21 protein-coding genes are annotated in these 22,096 nt (G+C 66.2%); 4 read left to right on the top strand and 17 right to left on the bottom strand.

The window, feature by feature from the left end:
• Position 1 precedes the first annotated feature (1 nt).
• Positions 2-1,198 carry a sulfate ABC transporter substrate-binding protein gene (locus QO033_RS16235; protein ID WP_284482032.1) on the bottom strand — a complete coding sequence of 399 codons (1,197 nt, stop codon included), beginning with the start codon at positions 1,196-1,198 and terminating at the stop codon, positions 2-4.
• A 188-nt stretch (positions 1,199-1,386) separates the two neighbouring features.
• Positions 1,387-1,854 (bottom strand): RrF2 family transcriptional regulator, encoded by a 468-nt coding sequence (locus tag QO033_RS16230; protein ID WP_284482031.1) that lies wholly within the window; start codon positions 1,852-1,854, stop codon positions 1,387-1,389.
• A gap of 181 nt (positions 1,855-2,035) precedes the next feature.
• Between QO033_RS16230 and QO033_RS16225 the strand changes: the two genes are divergently transcribed.
• Positions 2,036-2,836: a class I SAM-dependent methyltransferase gene (locus QO033_RS16225; protein ID WP_284482030.1), complete on the top strand. Its 801-nt coding sequence runs from the start codon at positions 2,036-2,038 to the stop codon at positions 2,834-2,836.
• A gap of 39 nt (positions 2,837-2,875) precedes the next feature.
• Here the strand turns inward: QO033_RS16225 and QO033_RS16220 are convergent, their stop codons facing one another.
• The 9 genes from QO033_RS16220 to QO033_RS16180 all read right to left on the bottom strand — a co-directional run bounded on the left by QO033_RS16220 (position 2,876) and on the right by QO033_RS16180 (position 12,894).
• Positions 2,876-3,685, bottom strand: coding sequence for a DUF2182 domain-containing protein (locus QO033_RS16220; protein WP_284482029.1), 810 nt, complete (start codon positions 3,683-3,685; stop codon positions 2,876-2,878).
• A gap of 21 nt (positions 3,686-3,706) precedes the next feature.
• Positions 3,707-4,345: a DUF1326 domain-containing protein gene (locus QO033_RS16215; RefSeq protein ID WP_284482028.1), complete on the bottom strand. Its 639-nt coding sequence runs from the start codon at positions 4,343-4,345 to the stop codon at positions 3,707-3,709.
• 214 nt (positions 4,346-4,559) lie between these two features.
• Entirely contained in the window at positions 4,560-5,945 is a 1,386-nt protein-coding gene (locus QO033_RS16210) for a M20 family metallopeptidase (protein WP_284482027.1), read from the bottom strand.
• The gene (locus QO033_RS16205) at positions 5,942-7,528 is read right to left on the bottom strand and encodes a gamma-glutamyltransferase (protein WP_284482026.1); all 1,587 of its coding nucleotides are present in this window, start codon (positions 7,526-7,528) and stop codon (positions 5,942-5,944) included. Before QO033_RS16205 ends, QO033_RS16210 begins: the two co-directional genes overlap by 4 nt.
• Before the next feature lie 4 nt (positions 7,529-7,532).
• Positions 7,533-8,513: an ABC transporter ATP-binding protein gene (locus QO033_RS16200; RefSeq protein ID WP_284482025.1), complete on the bottom strand. Its 981-nt coding sequence runs from the start codon at positions 8,511-8,513 to the stop codon at positions 7,533-7,535.
• Entirely contained in the window at positions 8,510-9,511 is a 1,002-nt protein-coding gene (locus QO033_RS16195) for an ABC transporter ATP-binding protein (protein WP_284482024.1), read from the bottom strand. Before QO033_RS16195 ends, QO033_RS16200 begins: the two co-directional genes overlap by 4 nt.
• Before the next feature lie 4 nt (positions 9,512-9,515).
• Positions 9,516-10,415, bottom strand: a complete 900-nt coding sequence (locus QO033_RS16190; protein WP_284482023.1) for an ABC transporter permease — start codon at positions 10,413-10,415, stop codon at positions 9,516-9,518.
• 1 nt (position 10,416) lies between these two features.
• Complete coding sequence (locus QO033_RS16185) at positions 10,417-11,334, bottom strand: ABC transporter permease (RefSeq protein WP_284482022.1); 918 nt, start codon at positions 11,332-11,334, stop codon at positions 10,417-10,419.
• Between the two features lie 105 nt (positions 11,335-11,439).
• Entirely contained in the window at positions 11,440-12,894 is a 1,455-nt protein-coding gene (locus QO033_RS16180; protein WP_284482127.1) for an ABC transporter substrate-binding protein, read from the bottom strand.
• 236 nt (positions 12,895-13,130) lie between these two features.
• Here QO033_RS16180 and QO033_RS16175 point away from each other — a divergent pair, with 236 nt between their 5' ends.
• A complete protein-coding gene (locus QO033_RS16175; protein ID WP_284482021.1) occupies positions 13,131-13,940 on the top strand; it encodes an IclR family transcriptional regulator in 810 nt (269 codons plus the stop codon).
• Between the two features lie 360 nt (positions 13,941-14,300).
• The gene (locus tag QO033_RS16170; protein WP_284482020.1) at positions 14,301-14,651 is read left to right on the top strand and encodes a hypothetical protein; all 351 of its coding nucleotides are present in this window, start codon (positions 14,301-14,303) and stop codon (positions 14,649-14,651) included.
• Between the two features lie 357 nt (positions 14,652-15,008).
• Here QO033_RS16170 and QO033_RS16165 read toward each other — a convergent pair whose 3' ends face one another.
• The 6 genes from QO033_RS16165 to QO033_RS16140 all read right to left on the bottom strand — a co-directional run bounded on the left by QO033_RS16165 (position 15,009) and on the right by QO033_RS16140 (position 20,993).
• The gene (locus QO033_RS16165; protein ID WP_284482019.1) at positions 15,009-15,776 is read right to left on the bottom strand and encodes an HAD-IIA family hydrolase; all 768 of its coding nucleotides are present in this window, start codon (positions 15,774-15,776) and stop codon (positions 15,009-15,011) included.
• Positions 15,776-16,630 (bottom strand): phosphodiesterase, encoded by an 855-nt coding sequence (locus QO033_RS16160; protein ID WP_284482018.1) that lies wholly within the window; start codon positions 16,628-16,630, stop codon positions 15,776-15,778. The genes QO033_RS16165 and QO033_RS16160 overlap by 1 nt, the downstream gene beginning before the upstream one ends.
• 62 nt (positions 16,631-16,692) lie before the next feature.
• Positions 16,693-17,931 (bottom strand): ABC transporter substrate-binding protein, encoded by a 1,239-nt coding sequence (locus tag QO033_RS16155; protein WP_284482017.1) that lies wholly within the window; start codon positions 17,929-17,931, stop codon positions 16,693-16,695.
• Positions 17,932-17,978: 47 nt separating this feature from the next.
• Entirely contained in the window at positions 17,979-18,872 is an 894-nt protein-coding gene (locus QO033_RS16150) for a carbohydrate ABC transporter permease (protein ID WP_284482016.1), read from the bottom strand.
• Entirely contained in the window at positions 18,869-19,861 is a 993-nt protein-coding gene (locus QO033_RS16145; protein WP_284482015.1) for a carbohydrate ABC transporter permease, read from the bottom strand. Before QO033_RS16145 ends, QO033_RS16150 begins: the two co-directional genes overlap by 4 nt.
• On the bottom strand, positions 19,854-20,993 hold the full coding sequence (locus tag QO033_RS16140) for an ABC transporter ATP-binding protein (RefSeq protein ID WP_284482014.1): 1,140 nt from the start codon (positions 20,991-20,993) through the stop codon (positions 19,854-19,856). The genes QO033_RS16145 and QO033_RS16140 overlap by 8 nt, the downstream gene beginning before the upstream one ends.
• Before the next feature lie 85 nt (positions 20,994-21,078).
• Between QO033_RS16140 and QO033_RS16135 the strand changes: the two genes are divergently transcribed.
• Entirely contained in the window at positions 21,079-21,996 is a 918-nt protein-coding gene (locus tag QO033_RS16135) for a LysR family transcriptional regulator (protein WP_284482013.1), read from the top strand.
• Positions 21,997-22,096: the final 100 nt, after the last annotated feature.

Genomic DNA, 22,096 nt, shown 5'->3' with positions numbered 1-22,096 from the left:
CTCAGCGCTCCTCGAAAATCTGGTCGAACAGGCCGCCGTCGCCGAAAAAGGCCGGCTGCACCGCGTCCCAGCCGCCGAAACTGTCGATCGACAGCCGCTCGACATCGGGGAAGCGGGCGATGTCCTCCGCCGATGCGGCAGAGACATCCCAGGCGCGGTAGAAGTTCTTCAACGCGAGCGCCTGCGCCTCGGGGCTGTAGAGATGCTGCAGATAGGCCTCGGCCAGGGCATGCTGCTCGGGCGTGGCGATATTGCCCTCGACCAGCGCCACGGGGGGTTCGGCCAGCATCGAGACCGAGGGTACAACGATGTCGAAGCCGCCCGCACCCGCCTCGATCATCGCCAGGAAGGCCTCGTTCTCCCAGGCCAGCAGCACGTCGCCGATGCCGCGCCGGGTGAAGGTGTTGGTGGCGCCGCGCGCCCCGGTGTCGAGCACCGGAACATTGTGATAAAGCGCGCGCATGTAGTCGCGGGCGCGGGCCTCGTCCTGATCGAAGGCGGTCAGCGCCCAGGCCCAGGCCGCCATGAAGTTCCAGCGCGCCCCGCCCGAGGTCTTCGGGTTCGGGGTGATCACCTCGATATCGTCGCGGATCAGGTCATCCCAATCGGTGATCCCCTTGGGATTGCCGGCACGGACCAGAAACACGATGGTCGAGGTATAGGGGGCAGAGTTATGCGGCAGCCGCGCCTGCCAGTCCGCCGGGATCCTGCCGCTGCGCTCGGCGATGGCAGAGATATCGGCGGCCAGCGCCAAGGTCACCACCTGCGCCCCGAGCCCGTCTATCACCGCCCGCGCCTGGCCGCCGGAGCCGCCGTGCGATTGCCGCAGCGTGACCGGCGGATGCCCCTGGCCGGTCCACCACTCGGCGAAGAGCGCGTTGTACTGGCGATAGAATTCCCGGGTCGGATCGTAGGAGACGTTGAGCAGATCAAGCGTTTCCTTCGCCTCCACCGCCGCGCCGGGCCCGAAGCTGAGCGCCAGCGCGCAGAGCGCCGCAAGACCCCCCTGCCGCCAGCGCCGCCCCGGCAGGAACCGGCGCAGGCCCGTGACCGGCCGCGCGGCCGCCCCGCCGCCGGTCACCGGTGCGCCGACAAGACGGAGGCCGCCGGCGTCGATCTCGATACGTCCGTCGCCGAGACTTCGGATCACCTCGCCCTGCGCAAGCGCATGCGCCCCGATCGTGATGGTCTGAAACATTGTGACTTCCTCTGCTGAACCGGCCCCGCCCCGGTGTCAGGAGCGTCGGCAAGGCCCGTTTCGCCCCTGCGGCCGCCCCCGCACTGCGGGAGACGATCGCCGGCACGACCTGACCACATAATTACGACAGAGATAGTCGTGTATTGCAAAGGAAAAATCACGTCTTATTCAGTCGTGATTATAGGGAATTATTCTCCGAGGCCCGGTCCCGACAGCGAAAACCGCTCCAGAGGTCGCGAATCCGACATCAGATCGGCCAGCGTCAGGGATTCGATCATCACGATATAGGCGGCGTAAAATCCACCGAAGACGGCGCGCACCCGGCACGTTTCCTCGTCCTTGCAATCGTCGCAGCGCTGGTAGGCGATGCGCGACAGGCAAGGCAGCGGCGCCATCGGGCCGTCGATCAGGCGCAGCACCTCGGCCAGCGACACGCGCTTTGGATCCTTGATCAGCTCATAACCGCCATTGCGGCCGCGCCGGCTGCCGATCAGCCCTGCGCGTTTGAGATCCAGCAGGATGTGTTCCAGAAACCGCTTGGGCGCCCCAGAGCGGTCGGCGATCTCCTCGATCCGCAGGGCGGTGCCCTCCCCCGCCTTCTCATCCGCCAGCACCATGAGCGCCTTGAGCGCGTATTTCGTCTTTTGCGTGATCATCTGCAGCTGGCCGCCCGGGTATTACGACTGGTCCGATCAACATTAGCAGGATCGGGGGCGAAAAGGGAAACGCTCGTTTCCCGCCGCCTCCAGGTTTCAGCATGGCCCCCGATGTTGCGACCGGCGGCGTCCGCATCTGTGCTATACTGCCCCGACACGGCTCTGAAGACAGGAGGAGGTCATGAGCTTGCAACAGGAAGAGGCCGCCGCCGGCCAGATCACGGCGGATGCGGCACGGGTCTATGAGGCGTTCTTCGTCCCCGCGCTGTTCGGGCAATTCGCCCCCTGGCTGGTGGAGGCCGCCGGCATCCGGGGCGGCGGCCGGGTTCTGGACGTGGCCACCGGCACCGGCGTGGTGGCGCGGGCCGCTCTCAAACGCGGTGCCAGCGTCACGGCGGTGGACCTCAACGACGGTATGCTCTCCGTCGCGCGGGAACTGGCGCCGCAGGTGCATTTCGAACAGGCCCCGGCCGAGACGCTCCCCTTCGAAGACCAGGCTTTCGACGCGGTGACCTGCCAGTTCGCGCTGATGTTCTTCGCCGACCGGGTCCAGGCCCTGCGCGAAATGGCGCGCGTCTGCCATCCGGGCGGCCATGTCGCGGTTTCGGTGTTCGCCCCCTGGGAGGACTCGCCGGGCTATTGCGATCTCATCCCGATGCTGGCCGATATCATGGGGCCGGAGGCGGCGGAGGCGCTGAAGGCACCGTTCTGCCTGGGCGGCGCCGGCGCGCTGGAAAGCCTGCTGGCGGCGGCCGGGCTCGACACCGCAACCCTCAGCCCCAAGACCGGGCAGATCCGCCATGCGTCGCTTGACGGCTGGCTCGAGACCGAGATCGGCGGCTGGACGCTCGCCGGGGCGGCGACGCCGCGGATCATGGCAGATCTCAAGGCCGCCGCAGCGGAGCGGCTGGGAAAATACTGCAACGCGGATGGCACGGTGTCCTTCGAGGCGCCGGCGATCTTCGCGGTCGCGACGGTCTGAGCCCCGCCTTTCGCCGGCGCCGGTTCGGGGCGGAAAGCCTCAGACGGCCTGCAACAGCAGCACCGCGCCCCAGGCGATCAGCCCCGCCCCCGCGAACCGGGCGAGCGCCGCGCCGAAGGGTGTCAGCTTTTCGACCGCCACGAAGAGGGCAAGGCCCACGATCCAATAGAGGTTTCTGATGCCACCGACGAAGAGCAGCGCCATCAGAAACCAGCAGCAGCCGAGGCAATAGGCCCCGTGCTCCAGCCCCATCCGGAAGGCCCCTGCCCGTCCCGGGCGCCGCCGTTCGGTCAGGAACCGGATCGGAGAGCGGCATTGGATGAGGCAGGCCGCCTTCAGCGGCGTGAACTGAAAGACCCCCGCCGCGATCAATACCACCGCACCGGCGGCGGTATCGGTGAGCGTCATCATCGTGGCCGAGACCAGGCCGGCCGCCTCCAGCCCCCACTGGGTGGCAGTGGCAACGGCGCTGAACCCGGCCCAGACGGCAAGATAGCCGGCCAGGAAGGCGGCGGAGATCGCCGGCACCGCCCCGGCCCGCCCCGCATGACGCAGCAGTGCCGCGTTCAACAACACCGTCGGTGCCACGCTCGGCACCATCATGGCGATCATCATCACCCACCACATCAGGAAGACGAGAAGGGCATAGCCCGGGCGCCAATCCCCCGGAACCGCCCCGCCCGGCATGTCGCGCATGCCGCGCATGGCGGTCATCTCCATCGCCGACATCCGCATCCCCACACCGAACACGGTGTAGAAGCCGGCCAGCACGACCAGCAGGGCGAGCAGCGCCACCAGCAACAGCCTGTCGCGCCGCAGCACCCGCTCCATCAGAACCGCATCGCCCATCTCCGTCCCCGGTCCACCGGATCAGGCGGCGTCGAGCACACCGGCGTTGTTCAGGTGCAGCTCGCAGAAATGCGCGTGGCTGCCGATATTGTCGGCAATCTCGATCTCGCCCGAGGTCTTCGTCGTCGCCTTGCCGACCTCGGCCACGCGATATTCGAAACCGTGCGGCAGATCGATCCGGGCACGGTGTTCCGCCCCGCTGACCGGATTCACCAGCGGCTCGAACCTGGTCTCGAAGACATCCGACACCCGGGCCGATCCGCTGCGGCCCTCGAAATTCATGTCGATGTCGATCGGCTTGTAGAGGGTTTCGAGCTTGTTCGGGCTCATTGCCGAATAGACCCACCAGAAGGTCGCCATTTCCTCAGTGTCCTGACCGGTGGCGATCTTCTCAAGCGCCGCGCGCTGTTCGGGTGTCGCGCTCTCGTCGATGATGGTCTGCATGGTGCCATTGCCCTCATGCACCGCGCCCGGCCATTTGTAGACCTGGGCGATCTTGGTGCCGGACAGATCGACATCGCCGTAGCGGCCCTTCTCGATGACGAAGGCGACCGCAGCTTCGCAGGAGCCCTTGGTCGGAAGCGACATGAACTGACAGGGGCAGCCCGTGTTGCAGTTGCAGTTCGCGAGTTCGAAGCCGTGAATTTCCCAGGGTGTCATGCCACTCTCCTTATGAAAAACGCTTAGCCTGCGCTCGCAACATAACATAATACTGACGATTCGTGAGCATCGTCGATCCCGGGACAGTGCCGGGCGACCGCGCAGAGCGTTCCCGGGGCGCAAAGGAACGGGCCCGCCCCGCCTGCGCGGAACGGGCCCGGATCAATCGAACCACGGCCTGCCCCGGACACCTCCGGGGCAATCCGATCGAAAATCAGACCGGGCCGCCGGTATCGCCGATGTCCCAGAACAGCCCCGCCATGCAACCGAGCGCGTCGCGGCAGATCGGCTTCAGCACATGTTCGTTCGGCGCGTGCTGGGAACAGGCGCGATAGGAATGCGGCACCCAGACCGTCGGCAGGCCGAGGATATCGGTGAAGCAATCGTTCGGCAGCGATCCTGCCAGGTTCGGCAACACATGCGGCGGCTTGCCGGCGGTCTGCTCCAGCGACCCCCGCACAAAGGCGGCCCAGGGGTGATCGGGGTCGAGCCGCGTCGCCGGGAACGACCCACGCTTGTGCGGCACGATCTGCACCTGACCAAACCCATGGGCGTCGAGGTGGCGGCGCAGCGCCGGCACGATCTGATCGGGATCGGTGCCCACCACGAACCGCAGCTGGCAGGTGGCCTTGGCGTAATCAGAGATCGCGTTCACCGGTGCCTCGGGCACACCGCTTTTCATCGCCAGGACCGCAAAGCTGTTCCAGCCGAAGACACGTTCGGCAGGGCTCAGGCTTTCCTCGCCCCAGTCCTCGTCGATGGTGGGGCCATCGTCCATTTTCAGCGGCAGGTCGCTGAGGGCGGCGCGGATCTTCGGCGTCAGGCTGTCGGGGCGCCATTCCGGCACCTGGATCTGGCCGCGCGCGTCGGTGATCACCGACAGCGCCTGCGCCAGGATCATCGCCGGATCGGCCAAAAGCCCACCCCAGTTGCCCGAGTGATGCGCGCCCTGCCGCAGATGGACCACCAGATCGAAGGTGGAACCGCCGCGGGCGCCCATGAACATGGTCGGGGTATCGGGCTGCAGGCGCGGCCCGTCCGAGGCGATCAGAACATCGGCCACAAGCCGTGGTTTCTGCGCGGCAAAGAACTCGCGCAGGCCGGGGGATCCGGTCTCCTCCCCCGTCTCGATCAAGATGCGGGTGTTGAAGCCGAGCTTGCCACGCACCTCCAGCACCGCGTCGAGAGCGGCGATATTGATCAGATGCTGGCCCTTGTTGTCGGCGGTGCCCCGGCCATAGAGCCGGTCGCCCTCCTCCACCAGGGTGAAGGGGGCGAGCCCTTCGCGCCACATGCCCTCCTGCGCGCGGATCACATCGCCATGACCGTAGATCAGCACGGTGGGCAGATCGTCGCCCTCGTGCCGTTCGGCGATCAGGAAGGGGCCGGCGCCCTCGACCGGGTTGTCGAAGGTCTCGCAATCAAAGCCCATCGCCGTCAGGCGCGGCTTCATCGCCGCTTCCAGATAGCGGCCGAGTTCCGGCGCCGCCTCCGGATTCTGGCTTTCGGTGGGATAGGCGACGAGTTCGGCCAGCTCGGTCTGGAACCGGCCTTCGTCGAAATAGGCGTGAATGGTGCCGATCGCGTCGTTGCGGGTCATTGGGCCATCTCCTCTTCGGTGATCGCATCGCCCCAGGGCGACATGATCTCGGTACAGCCGGAGTTCAGACCGCCGCGCCGCATCACCCCCGCCGGGCAGGCGAAGGCATAGGGGAAGACGGTGCGCTTGGTGGTCTGCACCTCGTTCTCCTCGGCCAGCCGGGCGAGGATGTCCGACGAAAGCGTCTCATCCGCCACCAGCGTCTCACCGCCCGAAACGTCGATCCGCGGGCTGTGGAAGGCCTGGCCGACATCCATGCCGTAATCGGTGACGAAGCCAGCCAACTGCGCCACGGCCGAGACGATCTTGCGCCCGCCACTGGCGCCGAAGGCGAAGCGGGTCTCGCCGCTCTCGCCCAGCACCGGGCAGACGTTCATCAGACAGGCCTTGTCAGGACCGAGCGAGTTGGGCTTGCCCTGCTCCGGGTCGAACCACATGATACCGTTGTTCAAGAGCAGCCCGGTCGAGGGCGACACCACCCGGCTGCCGAAGATCGACAGCAGCGTCTGGGTCATCGCCACCATGTTGCCGTCCTTGTCGACCACCGAGAAATGGGTGGTGCACCCCGGTGCGCTGGTGCTTTCGCCAGTGTCGCCCATGCCGGAGAGCCGGCTGACATAGGCCGATTTCAGCCCCCGCGCCCAGGCGGCATAGGCCTCACCATCCGGGGTGCTGCTGCCCGACAGCGGCGTCTCCGCCGCCAGGCTCAGCGCCTGTTGCAGCGTCGGGCCCGCGGTCAGCCCGGGCACCGCGTGGATCATCGCGTCACGATAGGCAAAGCTCAGCGCCGGGTGGAAGGTCGCGCGATAGTCGCGCAGATCCTCATGGCTGAGGCTGCCGCCCTTGTCCTGCACGTCCTGCGCCAGCGCCGCGCCCAGATCGCCGTCGTACAGCGCGCGGGCGCCGCTGCGGGCGATCTCTTCCAGCGTCGCGGCCATCTTCGACTGGTCGATCCGCTTCTCCGCCAGCGCCGTCCAGGCGCCAATGGTCGGCCATTGACCGTCCTCCAGGAACATCGCCGCCGCGTCCGGGTCCTTCGCCAGTTCGCGGGTGGTGGAGGCGATGATCAGCGCCGCGTACCAGTCGACCTCCATGCCGGCCCTGGCATGGGCGATGGCCGGCGCCAGCAGATCGGCCCAGGGCATCCTGCCCCAGCGCGCATGCGCCTGGCCCAGCCCGTCGACCACGCCCGGCACCGCCACGGCGGTGGCGCCCTGAACGTTGCGGTTGTCGACCACCTCCTCCCAGGGGAAGAGATCGCCGGCCTTGCCCTTGCCCGACAGCGGATAATCGGAAACCTTGAGCCCCTTGGGCGAGCGCATGCCATAGTTCAGCGCGATCGCCTCGCCCGGGTCGGCCCGCCACAGCATCATGGCACCGCCGCCGGCCGGGCCGCTCATCCAGGGTTCGAGAACCCCCAGCACGAAGGAGGCGGCCACCGCCGCATCCACCGCGTCGCCCCCGGCGGCAAGCACGGCGGCCCCGGCCTGCGCCGCGAGGCTGTGCTGGGACGCCACCACGCCCCCCTTGGTTTGGATCACGGTCTTGGTGACGGTCTGGGTGCGCGAGAGCGAGGTTTTCATAGGGTCAGGCCTGTTCGAACATTTCGGTTTCAGGGTCGTAGAGATGGCATTCCACGAGGCCGCCATCCTGCGCCACCGGGCGCGGGGCCCTGGTCTTGCAAAGCTCCGTCGCCAGCGGACAGCGCGGATGGAAGGCGCAGCCCGAGGGCGGATTGATCGGGTTGGGATAGGCCATGCCCAGCTGGGTATCCGGCACGCCCAGCCCCGGTTCCGGGGTCAGCACCGATTTCAGCAGCGCGCGGCTGTAGGGATGGCGCGGATTGTCGAAGAGCTCGCCGGTTTCGGCCTCTTCCACGATCCGCCCCAGATACATCACCGCCACCCGGGTGGCGAGATGTTCGACCACGGCAAGGTTGTGCGAGATGAAGAGGTAGGTCAGCCCGAATTCGCGCCTGAGCTCTCCCAGCAGGTTGAGGATCTGCGATTGCACCGACACATCGAGCGCCGAGGTCGGCTCGTCACAGATGACGATCTCGGGTTTCATGATCAGCGCCCGGGCGATGGCGACGCGCTGCCGCTGACCGCCCGACATCTGGCTGGGATAGGTGTTCATCACCCGCGACGGCAGGCCAACCACATCGAGGATCTCGCGCACGGCCTGCTTCTGGCTGGCGGCGTCTCCGATGCCATGCACCCGCAACGGCAGCGAGATGATATCGGCAATGCTCTTGCGCGGGTTGAGCGAGGAATAGGGATCCTGAAAGATCGGCTGGATGCGGCGGGCCAGCTTGAGCCGATCCTGCGCCCCCAAGGCCTCACCATCCACCAGCACCTCGCCCGAGGTCGGCGCCTCCAGCCCCAGCAGGATCTTGGCGAGCGTCGACTTGCCGCAGCCGGATTCCCCCACCAGCCCCAGCACCTCGCTGCGGCCAAGGCTCAGGCTCACGTCCTTCACCGCGGTCAGGGGCTTCGGGCGCCCCATCAGCCCCTGTTTCACGCTATAGGTCTTGACGACGTTGCGCAGTTCCAGAACCGGAGCGGTCATGCCTGCACCTCTTGTTTTTCCTGGGAGAGCCCGCCGTCGTCCAGCACGCAGCGGAAGGCCTGCGGACCCCGCAGGTGGCGCGGGATATCGCCCCGGCAGGCCTCGGTGGCAAAGCCGCAGCGGGTGCGGAACACACAGCCCGACACCTTGCCCACCAGCGACGGCACGATGCCCGGGATGGTGCCCAGCTCACTGCCGCGCTTGGTCTTGCCCGGCAGCGGGATGCAGCGCAGCAGCCCGCGGGTATAGGGGTGCATCGGCGCCTCGAAGATCTGCTTTGCCGGCCCGGTCTCGACCAGCTCGCCGGCATACATCACCGCCACCTTGTCGGCGACCCGGGCGACCACGCCCAGATCGTGGGTGATCAGGATCATCGCCATGCCCATCTCGCGCACCAGATCGACCAGCAGGCGCAGGATCTGCGCCTGGATCGTCACGTCGAGCGCGGTGGTGGGCTCATCGGCGATGATCAGCTCCGGCCCGCACATCAGCGCCATGGCGATCATCACCCGTTGCCGCAACCCGCCCGACAGCTGGTGCGGATATTGCCCCAGCCGGCTTTCGGCGGCGGTGATACCGACCTTTTCCAAAAGCTCGACCGCGCGTGCCCGGGCCTGCGACCGCGGCACGTCACGGTGCAACAGCATCGCCTCCATCAGCTGATCGCCGATGGTATAGGCCGGGTTGAGCGAGGTCATCGGTTCCTGGAAGATCATCGACATGCGGGCGCCGCGCAGGCCGCGCATGGTCTTCTTCGACGCGCTCAGCAGCGCGGTGCCGTCGAAGTCCATCTGCGTCGCCTTGGGCTTGATCCGCTTGCCCAGAAGCCCCATCAGCGCCAGCGAGGTCAGCGATTTACCCGAGCCGCTTTCGCCGACGATGCAGAGCACCTCGCCCCGGTCGAGTTCGAAGTCGATACCGCGCACCGCGTGCAGGGTGCCGCCGCCGACGGGAATGTCGATCACCAGATCGCGGACTGTCAAAAGCCTGTCTGCCATCGGATCAGCTCCTGTTCTCGGGGGCGGCCACGTCGCGCAGCCCGTCGCCCATCAGGTTGATGCCCAGAACCAGCACGAACAGCACCGCGCCGGGGATCATCACCAGCCAGGGTTCGAACAGCATCATGTTCTTGCCCTCGGAGACCATCAGTCCCCAGCTCGGCGTCGGCGGTTGCACACCCAGACCCAGAAAGCTCAGCGCCGCTTCCAGCAGGATCGCATGCGCCATCTCCAGCGTGACCACGACGATCAGGTTGTTGACGATGTTCGGCATGATCTCAGCCAGCAGGATCCGCGGGGTCGAGGCGCCGATGGCCTGGGCGGCGGCGACGTATTCGCGTTCGCGCACCTGCCGGGTGGAGGCCCGCAGCACCACCGCGAACCGGTCCCACAGCAGCAGGCCCAGAACGGAAATCATCACGGTGAGCGAGCCGCCGAGGATCGCGACCACGGCCAGCGCCACCAGCACCACCGGCATCGCCAGGCGGACGTTGATCAGGAAGGTCACCACCGCATCGACACGGCCGCCGAAATAGCCGGCACAGACCCCCATGACCGAACCGATCAGGCCGGAGATCACCGCGGTGACCAGGCCGATCAGCAACGACACCCGGGCGCCGTAGATCAGGCGGGACAGGTAATCGCGCCCCAGATGGTCGGTGCCCAGCGGGTGTTCCCAGGTGCCGCCCAGGAAGACCGGCGGCTTCATCCGGGCCACCAGGCTCTGGGCATAGGGATCATGCGGCGCCAGCAGCGGCGCGAAGATCGCCACCAGCACCAGCAGCGCCACCACGGTGCCGCCGATCAGCAGCCCCTGGTGGCCGAAGATACGCCTGCGCAACATCTGCCCCGGCGTCGGCCCGACGATTTCCGCCAGCAGCGGATCGGTCATAGCGTCGCTCATCTCAGCTGCTCCTCATCCGCGGGTCGAGCCAGGCGTTCAGCACGTCGGCCAGGAAGGTGAAGACGATGTAGAACATCGCGAAGATCAGGATCAGCGCCTGCACCGTCGGCAGGTCGTTGCGGCCGATGCTCTCCCAGGCGAGATAGCCGGCGCCATGCAACGCGAAGATCGATTCCACCACGATGGAGCCGCCCAGCATGAAACCCATCTGCACCGCCGCGAGGCTCACCACCGGGATGATGGCGTTGCGCAGCGCGTGTTTGAACATCACCCGCATCTCCGGGGCGCCCTTGGCCCGCGCCGTGCGGATATAGTCGGAGGACAGAACCTCCAGCATCCCGGCCCGGGTCAGCCGCATGATCGCGGGCATCGCGTAATAGCCCAGAACGATGGTCGGCATGATGAAATGCTGCCAGGTCGCGGTGCCCGAGGGCGGCAGCCAGCGCAGCTTGATCGAGAACACCACGATCAGGATCAGCCCGAACCAGAAGCTGGGCAGCGCCTGCCCCGCGACCGAGAGAAACAGCGCCACCCGGTCGATCAGCGAATTCGGCCGGATCGCGGCGGCAACCCCTAGCGGCACGGCGGTCAGCAGCGCGAAGGCGATGCCGCAGACGCCCAGCGTCATGGTGATCGACAGCCGGTCGAAGATCAGCCCGGCCACCGGCAGTTTGAAATAATAGCTCTCGCCGAAATCGCCGCGCAGCGCCGAGAACAGCCAGTCGCCGTATTGCACCATCATCGGCCGGTCGAAACCGTAGAGATGGCGCAGCGCCTCGATGTCCTCGCCGCTGGCGGTTTCCCCGGCCAGCGCCGCGGCGGGATCGCCCGCCAGGAACAGCAGCGAAAAGCTGATGAACGACACGGTGAAGGCCACGAGAATGGCCAGCCCCAGCCGTTTCAGGATGAATTGGAACACGTTCAGATGACCCTTAGATAACCTGTGGCAGCAGCGCCCGAAAGGCCGCGGCCATGGGACTCCTCCGGCGCGCGCGCGGCCGCCGGAGGAACGTTCAAGAGAGGCTTACTTCCACGACATGGTGGTAAAGCGCAGCACCTCATCCGGCGTCGGGGTGTAGTCGATGTCGGTCTTGAACACGTAGTTGGTGTTGTAGCTGAACAGCGGCACCCAATAGGCCTGATCGGTGATCCGCTGCAGCGCCTTGGTGTAATATTCGATCCGCGTCGCCGGGTCGGTCGAGGTATCGGCCATGTCGAGATCTGCCGCGACCTGTTCGTCGCGCGCATCGTCGAGGCTGCCCAGCTTGAAGAACTGGCTGACCATCGCCGAGGCGTCGTTGATCGAATAGCTGCCCCAGGTCGAGAAGTTGAACGGCACCTCGCCCTTCATGTTCAGCTCGCGGATGGCGGAATACTGCATGTATTTCAGGTTCGCCTTGATGCCGACCTCGCTCAGGTAGCTGACCAGCGCCTCTGCGTAATCGCGGTTGCGATAGGCGTAGATGTCGGTCTCGAACCCGTCGGGATAGCCCGCCTCGGCGAGCAGCGCCTTGGCCTTCGCCGGGTCGTAGTCATAGACGGTGATGTCCTGCGCGCAGCCGAACTGGCTGGGGAAACAGGGGGTGTTGACCACCTGCGATTTGCCCTTCAGCAGGTTGTCGACGATGGCCTGACGGTCGATGGCGTGGTTCACCGCCTTGCGCACCCGCACATCGGTGAAGGGATTCGGATCCATGCCGGAACGGCCGGCCGCGTCCATCGAGACATAGCCCACCCGCATGGTCGATTCATTCGCCACGGTGAAGCCGCCCATCTGCTCCAGCTTCTGCGCCTGATCCGCCGGCACCTGCCAGATCAGATCCAGCGAGCCGGAGAACAGCTCGGCGATCTGGGTGTTCACATCGGGAATGGTGCGGATATCGACCTTCTCGATGCTGGGCTGGCCCTTCGGGCTGTCATGATAATTCTCGTTCTTCACCAGCACGAAATGCTGGCCGGGAACCACCTCGACGGCCTTGTAGGGGCCGGTGCCCACCGGTTTCAGCCCCATGCCCGAGGGGCCGACTTCGGCGTAATATTCGTTGGGATACATCGACACCGGACCGGAGAGGAATTCGATCGCCGCCGGGAATTTCTTCTTCAGATGGATCCGCACGGTGTAGTCGTCGATCTTCTCGGCCGACTTCATCCAGTTCACGTTACGCTGGGTCTTCACGCCGTTGGCTTCGTCGGCAACGAAGTTGACGGTGAACACCACGTCATCGGCGTTGAACGGCTCGCCGTTGTGGAAGGTCACGCCCTGGCGCAGTTTGAACTCCAGCGTGGTGTCATCCACCCAGGTCCAGGATTCGGCCAGGTTGCCCTTGTATTCGTTGGTGATCGGGTCGCGATAGATCAGCCCGTCCCACAGCGCGCGCTGCATGACCACGCCTTCGCGCGACGAGTTGAAGTAGCTGTCGACATTCTCCAGCTCCTTGGTGAACCCGGCATAGAGCGTGCCGCTGGCCTTGTCCGCCATGGCCTGTCCCGCAGCGGCGGAAAGCGCCAGAGCTGCGATCGTCGTCTTCAATGCACCGGAATATGTCATGATTTCCCCTGTCGACTATGCCGCGCCCGCACAGATGGCGGTTGCGAACTCTCCCACTAAGTATTATATCGTGATACTTACGCTTACGATATAATCCATTAAAGAAGCGCATCGGTCACGCGTCAAGTGCCAAGACCGGGTGTTTCGGGACCGGGACCGCAAAACCGATGACATCCGACAGCCCCCACGCGCCAGGAAAGCAGAACACGCTCTATGTCGGCGCGCTGGCCAAAGGCCTGCGTCTGCTGCATGCCTTCGACGAGTCGCACACCCGGCTGTCGCTGTCGGAACTGTCCGAGCGCACCGGCCTGGACAAGAGCGCGACGCAGCGTTTCGCCAATACCCTGCATCTCGAAGGCATGCTGGACAAGGACCCGCGCACCCGCCGCTACAGCCCGTCGCATGCCTGGCTGCAGATGGCCTATGCCTATTACTGGTCCGACACGCTGGTGGCCCGGGCGATGCCGCGGCTGATCGAACTGTCGCAGCAGATCGGCGAGACCGTTAATCTCGCGGAACTGTCCGAAGACCACATCATCTATGTCAGCCGCCTGCCCTGCAAGCGCACCCATTTCGCCGCCAGCATCGCCGGACGCCGGCTGCCGGCGCTGTCCACCTCGGCCGGGCGGGTTATGCTGTCGACCTTCCCCGAGGCGGAGCGGCAGGAGGCTCTGCAGAACTGGCCGCTGCATCCCTACACCCCGCGCACCACGCTGGACCGCGGCAAGATCGCCGATATGGTCGCCCAGGCGGTGGAACAGGGCTATGTGATCTCACACCACGAGATGATCCTGAACGAGACCTCGATCGCCGCCCCGGTGCGCAGCCCCGGCCAGACCGCCTTCGCCGCGGTGCAATGCTCGGTCTCCTCCTACAGCTGGCCCGAGGAGCGGATCCGCGAGGAAATCCTGCCCTACCTGCAAGACACCGCCAACAGCATTTCCCCTGCCCCCGACAGCCCGGAACCGCGCGGCTGAGAGGTGGGTGGGCTCGGCCTCCCCCCTCAGTTCAAAAACGGGTCCGGTACGCCTCCAGCCTCAGGAAGCCCTTCGCCTTTTTCCTGAAAAGGTGGCTCAATCAGCAATACCGCGCTTTCAACGCGTCATAAAACGTTCACCTTCAGCAATCCGGCTCCGCTCTCGATCCTTTCAGAACCTGTCCAGCGTTGCAAAGTCATCACACCGAACGGCGCATCGGGTCTAAAATATCCGTACATTCGATACCCCAAGGGGTGATCTGATTTTTATCGACTGAATATTCTCAGAAGAGCATCTCTATATGCTCCCTCAGGAACATGGAGCGATTAAGAAATTATCACTCCAATAAACGAGGGAAAGATGAAGAAGTATTTTGCGATCCTCGCCATTGGGACTTTCATCGCTGGATGTGCGCAACAGCCCGCCGCCATTACGCCAGTTTCGATGGGAGATGCTTATAGCACTGTCTCTTGCTCCAAAGCCCGGCAACTCTATAATGCAGAAGCCGCCAAGGCCCCCCCGCTCGTCAAGGCACAGAAACAAGCTGTGGCCGGCGACGCCGTTGGCGTGTTCCTGCTGGGCATTCCGGTGTCGAGCCTGTCCGGCGACGATCTGGAAGGGGAAATCTCCACGACCAAGGGAAAGCTCCTCGCGCTCAGCGCAAGAATGGAAACCTGTGGGATGACCCCGGCTCCGGTCGATTGGAGCTAAATAACGTCAAGTCACCTTTTCCCGGCCCCGCATGTGGCCGGGAATTCCTGTCGAAATGCGTTCCTGGATCTCATCCGCGATTATTGACCTGGCCAGAGCATTTCGGCCATTCCGAACCGGCGCCCAGATGGATCGGCCCGAGGCTTATTTCACCACGGCGCCATTAAAATGCGAGCTCCTGGGTTTCCCGAACGGCATTCAGGCCCATGGAGATTTACGCCGAGGCTCACCCTTCTTAACGATATAGTCCGCATCAGGGCAGGATGCATATTTGCACCTTGGGACACCCCCAGCCGCGCCCTTCGGTTTTCGCGCATCATGAAACGCATTCGGCAACCGAAGTAGTACCGGCCCGCTCTATCCGCGCCGAACGGCCCCGGCCGGGCCCTCGGCCAAAGCATCAGAGGCCGCCAGGAAATCCGCAACGCTGCGCCAGCGCGCGGCCTCTGCCCCGACCAGCGCGAAGTCGAGGCCCAGCCGCCTCGCCCCAGCGGCATCGGTCCTGGGATTATCGCCGATCGCCAGCACCCGCGTCGCCACCGGATAGCGCGCCAGCGCGCTACGATAGAGCCCCGGTTCGGGCTTGCCCACCACATCGTGGTCCAGCCCCGGCAGCACGCTGAGGATCGCGGCAAGACAGCTGCCGGTTTCCGGAACCGGCAGCCCGTCCGGTCCAGGATAGCTGACATCCGGGTTCGCCACCACCAAGCGCGCACCGCGCGACAGCAGGGCGATGGTTTCCTGCAGCTCGGCATAGCCGTAGCTGAGATCCTTGGCCAGCAACACATGCGTCGGCGCGCCGCGCTCCTCCACCAGACCGGCGGCTGCGGCATAGACCCGCAGCGCCGGGCTGGCGAACAGCCGGACCCTGGCACCGGGGCGCGCCGCGAGATGGTCGATAGCGGCGGTCCCGGCCAGCACGATCCGGCCGGGCGGCACCTCCAGCCCCATCTCCGCGAGCCGGGCGCTCAGCGTCTCGGGGGTGTCGGTGGAATTGTTGCTGAGGATAGTCAGCCGGACACCGGCCCGCCGCAGCAGCGCGCGCGCCCCCGGCAGCACCACATTGCCGGAGATCAGGCAACCGTCGAGATCGCAGAGGATCGCGTCGTAGTCGTCGAGCCGCATCAGTGGTGCACCAGATCGGCGGGGCTGGCGACGGCGGCGGCCTCGGGCGATTCCAGATCGAAGACCGGGCCGGCATAGGTGAAGGAACAGTCGTGGATCAACACATCGCCGCCGTCGACGGTGACATAGGCCAGATCGGGCGCCTCTGTAGCGCCCATGATGCGGCCGGGTCGGTCGAACTCATGGTGGACCTGATGCATCAGCGCCCGCTGGATGTGATAGGGAATGCCCTGCCACAGTCCGCTGATCGGGCGATGCACATGGCCCATGAACAAGTAATCGGGGCGCCGGCCGGCGCGGTCGAAGACCGCCAGTTCCGCCGCGCTATCGCGCAGCCGGATCGCATCCATCGGCGGGATCGACAATGCCATCGGCGGATGATGCTGGAACAGCAGCACCGGCCGGTCCACCGGCGCATCGCGCAGCGCGGTTTCCAGAAAGGCCAGCCGCGCGGCGCAGAGCCGACCATGATGCACGCCCGGTACATCCTCCAGCGTGTCGAGGGTGATCAGGCTGGCCTGATCGAAGACATGCAGCCCCTGGACGAAGCCGTTGGCATCGCGGGGCGCGGCGGGAAAGGCCGCGCGAAACGCCCGCCGGTCGTCGTGATTGCCCACCATCAAGATCACCGGCAGCGGCAGCCCGGCCAACGCCTGACGCAGGCTGTCATAGGCCGCCGGCTCGCCGCGGTCGGCCAGATCGCCGGCGATCAGCAGAAAATCCAGCTGCGGCAGCTCCCGCAGGAACGCCAGCGCCCGGGCCAGACAGGCGCGCGGGTCGAAGCCATAGATGCTCTGCCCCTCGGGCACGAAATGCAGATCGCTCAGGACGGCGAAGCGAAGCGGTGCAGTCATTTGTTTTCCTTTGAAAAAGACGCGGCGGCCAATTCGCCGCCGCGCCGGTGTCAGATCGGGGATCAGCGCGGCAGCAGCGCGTTGACCTCCTCGACCATCTCGTCGCGCAGCTCTTCCATATCGGTGGCATCGCCGACGAGGATCGCCTCCAGCCCGTCGTGGATCACCTGGGTCACCGCCAGCCCGTTGTCACCGGGATAGGCGAACCACTCGGACAGCAGCGGCAACTGCGCCACGGCGGTCATCTTGTTGGGGTTCTTGGCATAGAAATCCGCCATCAGCAGGTCGTTCGCCTTCTGGTTCGGCGGCACATAGCCGGTGGTCAGCGCCACCGCGGCCGCGCCCTCGCCCGAGGTGGTGAACTTGATGAACTCCCAGGCCGCCGCGCGCACCTCCGGATCGTCCGAGGCACTGGTCATCATCGCCGCATTGCCGCCCGCCGGCAGCGCCTTGGGTGCGCCGTCCTGCCCCGGATAGGGCGCGGTCACGAACTCCCAGTCGCCCAGCTTGGAGCGGTCGACGAAGCTGACATAGGCGGTGGAGCTGAAGAACATGCCCAGCTCCCCCGCCGCGAAGGCCTTGGAGGCATCGCCACCGCCGGTGTTCTTCATCTCGCAGTCGCGGAAGATCGCCTGCGCGGTCTCCAGCGCCCGCAGCCCTTCGGGGGTGTCCATGTTCAGCTTGCCGTCCTTGATCGTCGGCACACCCTGGCTCCACATCTCGGTCTGCAGCATCCAGTTGCCGGAGATGTCCCAATGCCAGTAGATCGCCTCGTGCCCGGCGGCCTTGACCGCCTTGCAGGCAGCGATCACCTCGGGCCAGGTGGCGGGCACCTCGTCGATGCCGGCCGCGCGCAGCATGTCCATGTTGTAAAAGCCGATCGGGGTGGAGACCGAGAACGGCAGCCCGTAGATGTGGCCGTCGAAGCGCGACAGATCCAGCATCGCCTGGTGATAGCCTTCGGTCTCGAACCCCGTTTCTTCAGCGATGAACGGATCCAGCGGCTGGGCGATACCGCGATCCACCAGGATCCGCTGACGGTTCAGCGCCTGGAAGGACACATCCGGCACGGTGCCGGCGACGGCTTCGCGCAGGATGGTGTTGGTGGCGTCCTCGTAATTCTCATAGGTGGCACGGAAGCGCACCTCGATCTCCGGGTGGGCAGTCTCGAAGGCCTGCATGATCCGGGCGAAGGTGGGATCGAACAGTGAGGAATAGGCATAGGCCACCTCGATCTCGACCGCATGGGCGGCAGGCGCCAGCAGGGTCGCGGCGGCGGCCGCGGACAACAGGTGTTTCATGGGAGTTGATCCTTGTCAGGTCAGGAGGAGAGGGAAAGGAAGAGGGATCACTTCATGCCGGTCAGGGTGATGCCGTCGATGAAGCGGCGCTGCGCCAGCAGGAAGGCGGCGACCAGCGGGGTGACGATGACCAGCGCCGTGGCCATCATCGGGCCGTAGAAGGTGCCGTCGAGATCGCCCTTGAACTCGCGCAGGCCCAGTGGCGGGGTGAACAGGCTGCGATCGCCGGTGATGACGATCCGCGGCCAGAAGTAATCGTTCCAATGCGCCACCACCGAGAAGATGGCGAAGGCCAGCAGCGCCGGAATGGCAGTGGGCAGCATGACACGCCAGATGATGGCGAATTCCCCCATGCCGTCCATCCGGGCGGCATCTATCAGGTCGTCGGGCACGGTCATGAAGAACTGCCGCATCAGGAAGATGCCGAAGGCCGAGACGATCCAGGGCAGGATCAGCGCCGCATAGCTGTTGGTCAGCCCCAGTTGCGCCAGCATCAGATAGAGTGGCAGCGCGATGGCATGCACCGGGATCAGCAGGCAGAACAGCACCAGCGCAAAGGCGGCATCGCGGCCCCAGAACCTCAGCTTGGCCAGCGCATAGGCGGCCGGCACCGCGATCAGCGTCTGCAACGCGAAGATCGCGGCGGTCACGATCACCCCGTTCAGCATATAGCGCCACAGCGGCGCCTTGGTGAAGGCCTGGCGGAAATTGTCGATCACCGGCCGGGTCAGGCAGCCGGCCTCGGTGCCGCCCTGCAGCAGGCAATCGGGGCTGACCATGGGGGCCTGGGCGCCGAACAGGCCGCCAGTGCCGGAGGTGATCTCGACCGGGGATTTCAGCGCGGTGGCCACCATGACGTAGAAGGGCAGCAGCACCACCACGGCGCCCAGGATCAGCACGGCGTGGATCAGGCTCTGGCGGGCGGAGAAACGATGGGTCATGCGTAATGTACCTTGCGTTCGACGAAGCGGCGCTGCGCGACGCTGATCGCCATCACGAAGCCCAGGAACAGCACCGTGATGGCCGCCCCCATGCCGACGAGGTTCTGGGCGATGCCCTTTTCATAAATCGCGTAGATCATCACATAGGTGGACTTGGCCGGGCCGCCGTGGGTCAGCGCCTCCACCGTGTCGAAGACCTGGAAGGACCGGATGGTGGAGATCGTCACCACGAAGACCGTGGTCGGCCCCAGCATCGGCCAGGTGATCAGGCGAAACCGCGCCCAGCCGCTTCTCACCCCGTCCATCTCGGCGGCGGCATAGAGATCGCGCGGCACCGAGGTCAGCCCGGCGAGATAGAGCACCATGTTGAACCCGAAGCTCTGCCAGATGCCGATGAAGGCCAGAGTCCACAGCGCGTAATCTCGATCCGACAGCCACAGGGGAAAGCCCTCGGCGCAGCCGCGCGCATACCAGGGCCAGAGCTCAAGCCCGGTGCCGCAGCCCTGCTCCAGCGTGCGGTTGACCAGCCCGAGCGAGGGGTGCAGCGCGAATTCCCAGACGATCGCCATCGCCAGGAGCGAGGCCATCACCGGCAGGAAATAGACGGTGCGATAGAGATCGGCGCCCACCCGCACCGCCCGGATCAGCAGCGCCGCCCCGAGGCCGAGCCCGACTGAGACCGGCACCGTGACCGCGACATAGAGCACCGTCGCCGCGATCATCTTGCGGTAGCTCGACCGGGTGAAGATATCGGCGTAATTCTCCAGCCCCACCCAGCCGAGACCGGAACGCCCCAGCGTGTAATCGGTGAAGGAGAGCACCGCGGCGACGATCACCGGCAGGATCAGGATCAGCAGCATCAGCACGAGCGCCGGCGCGATCAGCACGGCCCCGGCTCGGGCCTGCCGACGCTCGGGCCGGGCACTGGCGGGGGGAGAGATCGAAGGCCCGGCGATGGCAGCGGGCTGGCAGGTGGACGCGTCACGCATCGGTGGTCACCTCCGCGCGCAGCGGCGCCGCCTGCCCCATGCTGTCGAAACCGCGCGCCCGCCCTGGCCGCGCCCGCAGATGCATCAGATCGCCGGGGGCGACCTTGCCGCGCGCCTCGGAGGGCAACCGCAGCGTGACCGTCTCGGCCAGCCCCTCGGCCCGCAGCTGCACGAAGAGGTCCGAGCCGAGGTTTTCGATCATCGTCACCCGCCCGGCGATCAGCCCCGGCCCGTCGCAGGGGATCAGCGCCTCGGGACGGATGCCGATATGGGCCACCGGCAGCGGCCCCGACCGCAGCCCGCTGTCGCGCCCGGCCAGGAGGATCGCCCCGCCGCTCCCCGTCTCCACCGGCAGCAGGTTGATCGCCGGCGAACCGATGAAGCGCGCCACCCGGATATCGGCCGGATCGTCATAGAGACTGTCCGGCGTGCCGACCTGCAGCAACTCCCCGTCAGTCATCACCGCGATGCGGTCCGACATGGTCATCGCCTCTGCCTGGTCGTGGGTGACATAGACGAAAGTGGCGCCGAGCCGGCGGTTCAACTGGGCGATCTCGGCCCGCATATGCACCCGCATCTTGGCGTCGAGGTTCGACAGCGGCTCGTCCAGCAGGAAGGCCGCCGGATCGCGCACCAACGCCCGCCCCAGCGCAACCCGCTGTCGCTGACCGCCCGACAGCTGCCCCGGCTTGCGCCCCAGCAGATGCGCGATGCCCAGCGTCTCCGCCGCCTCGCGCACCGTGCAGGCGATATCGGCACGCCGCGCGCCGGCCCCCGGCATCAGCGGCCCCACCAGCGGCAGCCGGTCGCGCGCGCGCAGCCGGCGCATGGTCAGGGGCACCGCGATATTCTCCGCCACCGTCAGATGCGGATAGAGCGCATAGCTCTGGAACACCATCGACAGATCCCGATCCGCCGCCCGCTGGCCATCGACACAGTCCGGACCGATATGGACCGAACCGGAGGTCTGGCTTTCCAGCCCCGCGAGGATGCGCAGCAGCGTGGACTTGCCACAGCCAGAGGGCCCGACCAGCGACAGGAATTCCCCGTCGGCGATATCGAGGCTGACGCCGCGAAGCACCTCTGTGCCGCCGAAGGATTTCCGGATGTCTCTCAACTCTAATGTCGCCATGGGGCCTCTCGCATTTGCTGCGGCCCTCATAGGAAGTCTCTGCGACAGTCATGTTACGGTTACAGGGGATGCCTATAATGCGCGCATGAAAAGCTTGTCCCCGAAGGATCCGGTCGCGGCGCTGACCTTCTCGCGCCTCAGGGCGCTGAACGCAGTCACCGAGACCGGCAGTTTCTCGGCGGCCGCGCGGCGCATGGCGGTCTCTCAGGCGACGGTCAGCCAGCAGGTTCGCGACCTGGAACGGGCGCTGGGGGCCGAGCTGTTCCGCCGCAGCGCCAACGACATGATCCCCACCCCGCTCTGCCAGCAGATCTATGACATCGCCCGCGAGATCGAGGACGACGGCCTGAAGATCGCCGAGCTCCTGCGCCGCCACCGCACCATGGAACATGGCGAACTGCGGGTGGGACTGGGGCAGCCGCTGCCCGGGATGGCGCTGATCCGCGGCTTTCGCAGCCGGTTTCCCGGAGTCGAGGTGAAGATCGAGATGGGCAGCTGGGGCCGGATCGTCGAGGCGGTGGCCGAGGGCCGCGTCGATGTCGGCGTGCTGCCCGAACCGCCGGAGCAGGAGCGGTTCCGCCGCCGCAGGATCCAGAGCCAGTCAGTCGTCGCCATCGTTCATCCCGATCACCCGCTGGCCGGACGGCCGATGGTCAGCTGCGCCGATCTGGCCGCCGAACGGCTGATCTTCCGCACTGCCGGCAGCTCGACCCAGCGGGTGGTCGACGACGGCTTTCGCCGTGCCGGCGTCGCCCCGCGCCCCTCCATCGTGATGGACACCCGCGACGGCGTGCTGGATGCGGTGAGCCACGATCTCGGCGTCGGCTTCATGTGGAGCAAGGGCGCCAGCCGGCAGGCCGAGCTGACCCAGTTGCCCTGCCGCGAGATGAGCCGCGAACGACCCGACTATATCTTCGCCCTGCGCAGCACCGCGACGCCGCTCAGCAATGCCTTCTTCGCGCTGGACCCGGAGCAAAGCGAACGCCCATCCTCGGGGTTTTGATCAGAGGACGACGAGGAAGTCGTCGGCGCTGAGGGCGAGGCCGGGTTCGAGTTGGGCGAGCTGGCGGGCGGCGCCGGCGCCGCTGCCGTCGGCGTCGAAG

The sequence above is a fragment of the Pseudodonghicola flavimaris genome (genome assembly GCF_030164425.1).
Taxonomy (GTDB): Bacteria; Pseudomonadota; Alphaproteobacteria; order Rhodobacterales; family Rhodobacteraceae; genus Pseudodonghicola; species Pseudodonghicola flavimaris.
Note: the sequence above shows the minus strand (reverse complement) of the source record. Positions and strands in the feature narration are given on the sequence as shown.

What these genes read in the sequence shown, in the direction of transcription:
- QO033_RS16235 (WP_284482032.1), bottom strand. Translation starts at nt 1,198, where the DNA reads ATGTTTCAGACCATCACGATCGGGGCGCATGCGCTTGCGCAGGGCGAG.
- QO033_RS16230 (WP_284482031.1), bottom strand. Translation starts at nt 1,854, where the DNA reads ATGATCACGCAAAAGACGAAATACGCGCTCAAGGCGCTCATGGTGCTG.
- QO033_RS16225 (WP_284482030.1), top strand. Translation starts at nt 2,036, where the DNA reads ATGAGCTTGCAACAGGAAGAGGCCGCCGCCGGCCAGATCACGGCGGAT.
- QO033_RS16220 (WP_284482029.1), bottom strand. Translation starts at nt 3,685, where the DNA reads ATGGGCGATGCGGTTCTGATGGAGCGGGTGCTGCGGCGCGACAGGCTG.
- QO033_RS16215 (WP_284482028.1), bottom strand. Translation starts at nt 4,345, where the DNA reads ATGACACCCTGGGAAATTCACGGCTTCGAACTCGCGAACTGCAACTGC.
- QO033_RS16210 (WP_284482027.1), bottom strand. Translation starts at nt 5,945, where the DNA reads ATGACCCGCAACGACGCGATCGGCACCATTCACGCCTATTTCGACGAA.
- QO033_RS16205 (WP_284482026.1), bottom strand. Translation starts at nt 7,528, where the DNA reads ATGAAAACCTCGCTCTCGCGCACCCAGACCGTCACCAAGACCGTGATC.
- QO033_RS16200 (WP_284482025.1), bottom strand. Translation starts at nt 8,513, where the DNA reads ATGACCGCTCCGGTTCTGGAACTGCGCAACGTCGTCAAGACCTATAGC.
- QO033_RS16195 (WP_284482024.1), bottom strand. Translation starts at nt 9,511, where the DNA reads ATGGCAGACAGGCTTTTGACAGTCCGCGATCTGGTGATCGACATTCCC.
- QO033_RS16190 (WP_284482023.1), bottom strand. Translation starts at nt 10,415, where the DNA reads ATGAGCGACGCTATGACCGATCCGCTGCTGGCGGAAATCGTCGGGCCG.
- QO033_RS16180 (WP_284482127.1), bottom strand. Translation starts at nt 12,894, where the DNA reads ATGGCGGACAAGGCCAGCGGCACGCTCTATGCCGGGTTCACCAAGGAG.
- QO033_RS16175 (WP_284482021.1), top strand. Translation starts at nt 13,131, where the DNA reads ATGACATCCGACAGCCCCCACGCGCCAGGAAAGCAGAACACGCTCTAT.
- QO033_RS16170 (WP_284482020.1), top strand. Translation starts at nt 14,301, where the DNA reads ATGAAGAAGTATTTTGCGATCCTCGCCATTGGGACTTTCATCGCTGGA.
- QO033_RS16165 (WP_284482019.1), bottom strand. Translation starts at nt 15,776, where the DNA reads ATGCGGCTCGACGACTACGACGCGATCCTCTGCGATCTCGACGGTTGC.
- QO033_RS16160 (WP_284482018.1), bottom strand. Translation starts at nt 16,630, where the DNA reads ATGACTGCACCGCTTCGCTTCGCCGTCCTGAGCGATCTGCATTTCGTG.
- QO033_RS16155 (WP_284482017.1), bottom strand. Translation starts at nt 17,931, where the DNA reads ATGAAACACCTGTTGTCCGCGGCCGCCGCCGCGACCCTGCTGGCGCCT.
- QO033_RS16150 (WP_284482016.1), bottom strand. Translation starts at nt 18,872, where the DNA reads ATGACCCATCGTTTCTCCGCCCGCCAGAGCCTGATCCACGCCGTGCTG.
- QO033_RS16145 (WP_284482015.1), bottom strand. Translation starts at nt 19,861, where the DNA reads ATGCGTGACGCGTCCACCTGCCAGCCCGCTGCCATCGCCGGGCCTTCG.
- QO033_RS16140 (WP_284482014.1), bottom strand. Translation starts at nt 20,993, where the DNA reads ATGGCGACATTAGAGTTGAGAGACATCCGGAAATCCTTCGGCGGCACA.
- QO033_RS16135 (WP_284482013.1), top strand. Translation starts at nt 21,079, where the DNA reads ATGAAAAGCTTGTCCCCGAAGGATCCGGTCGCGGCGCTGACCTTCTCG.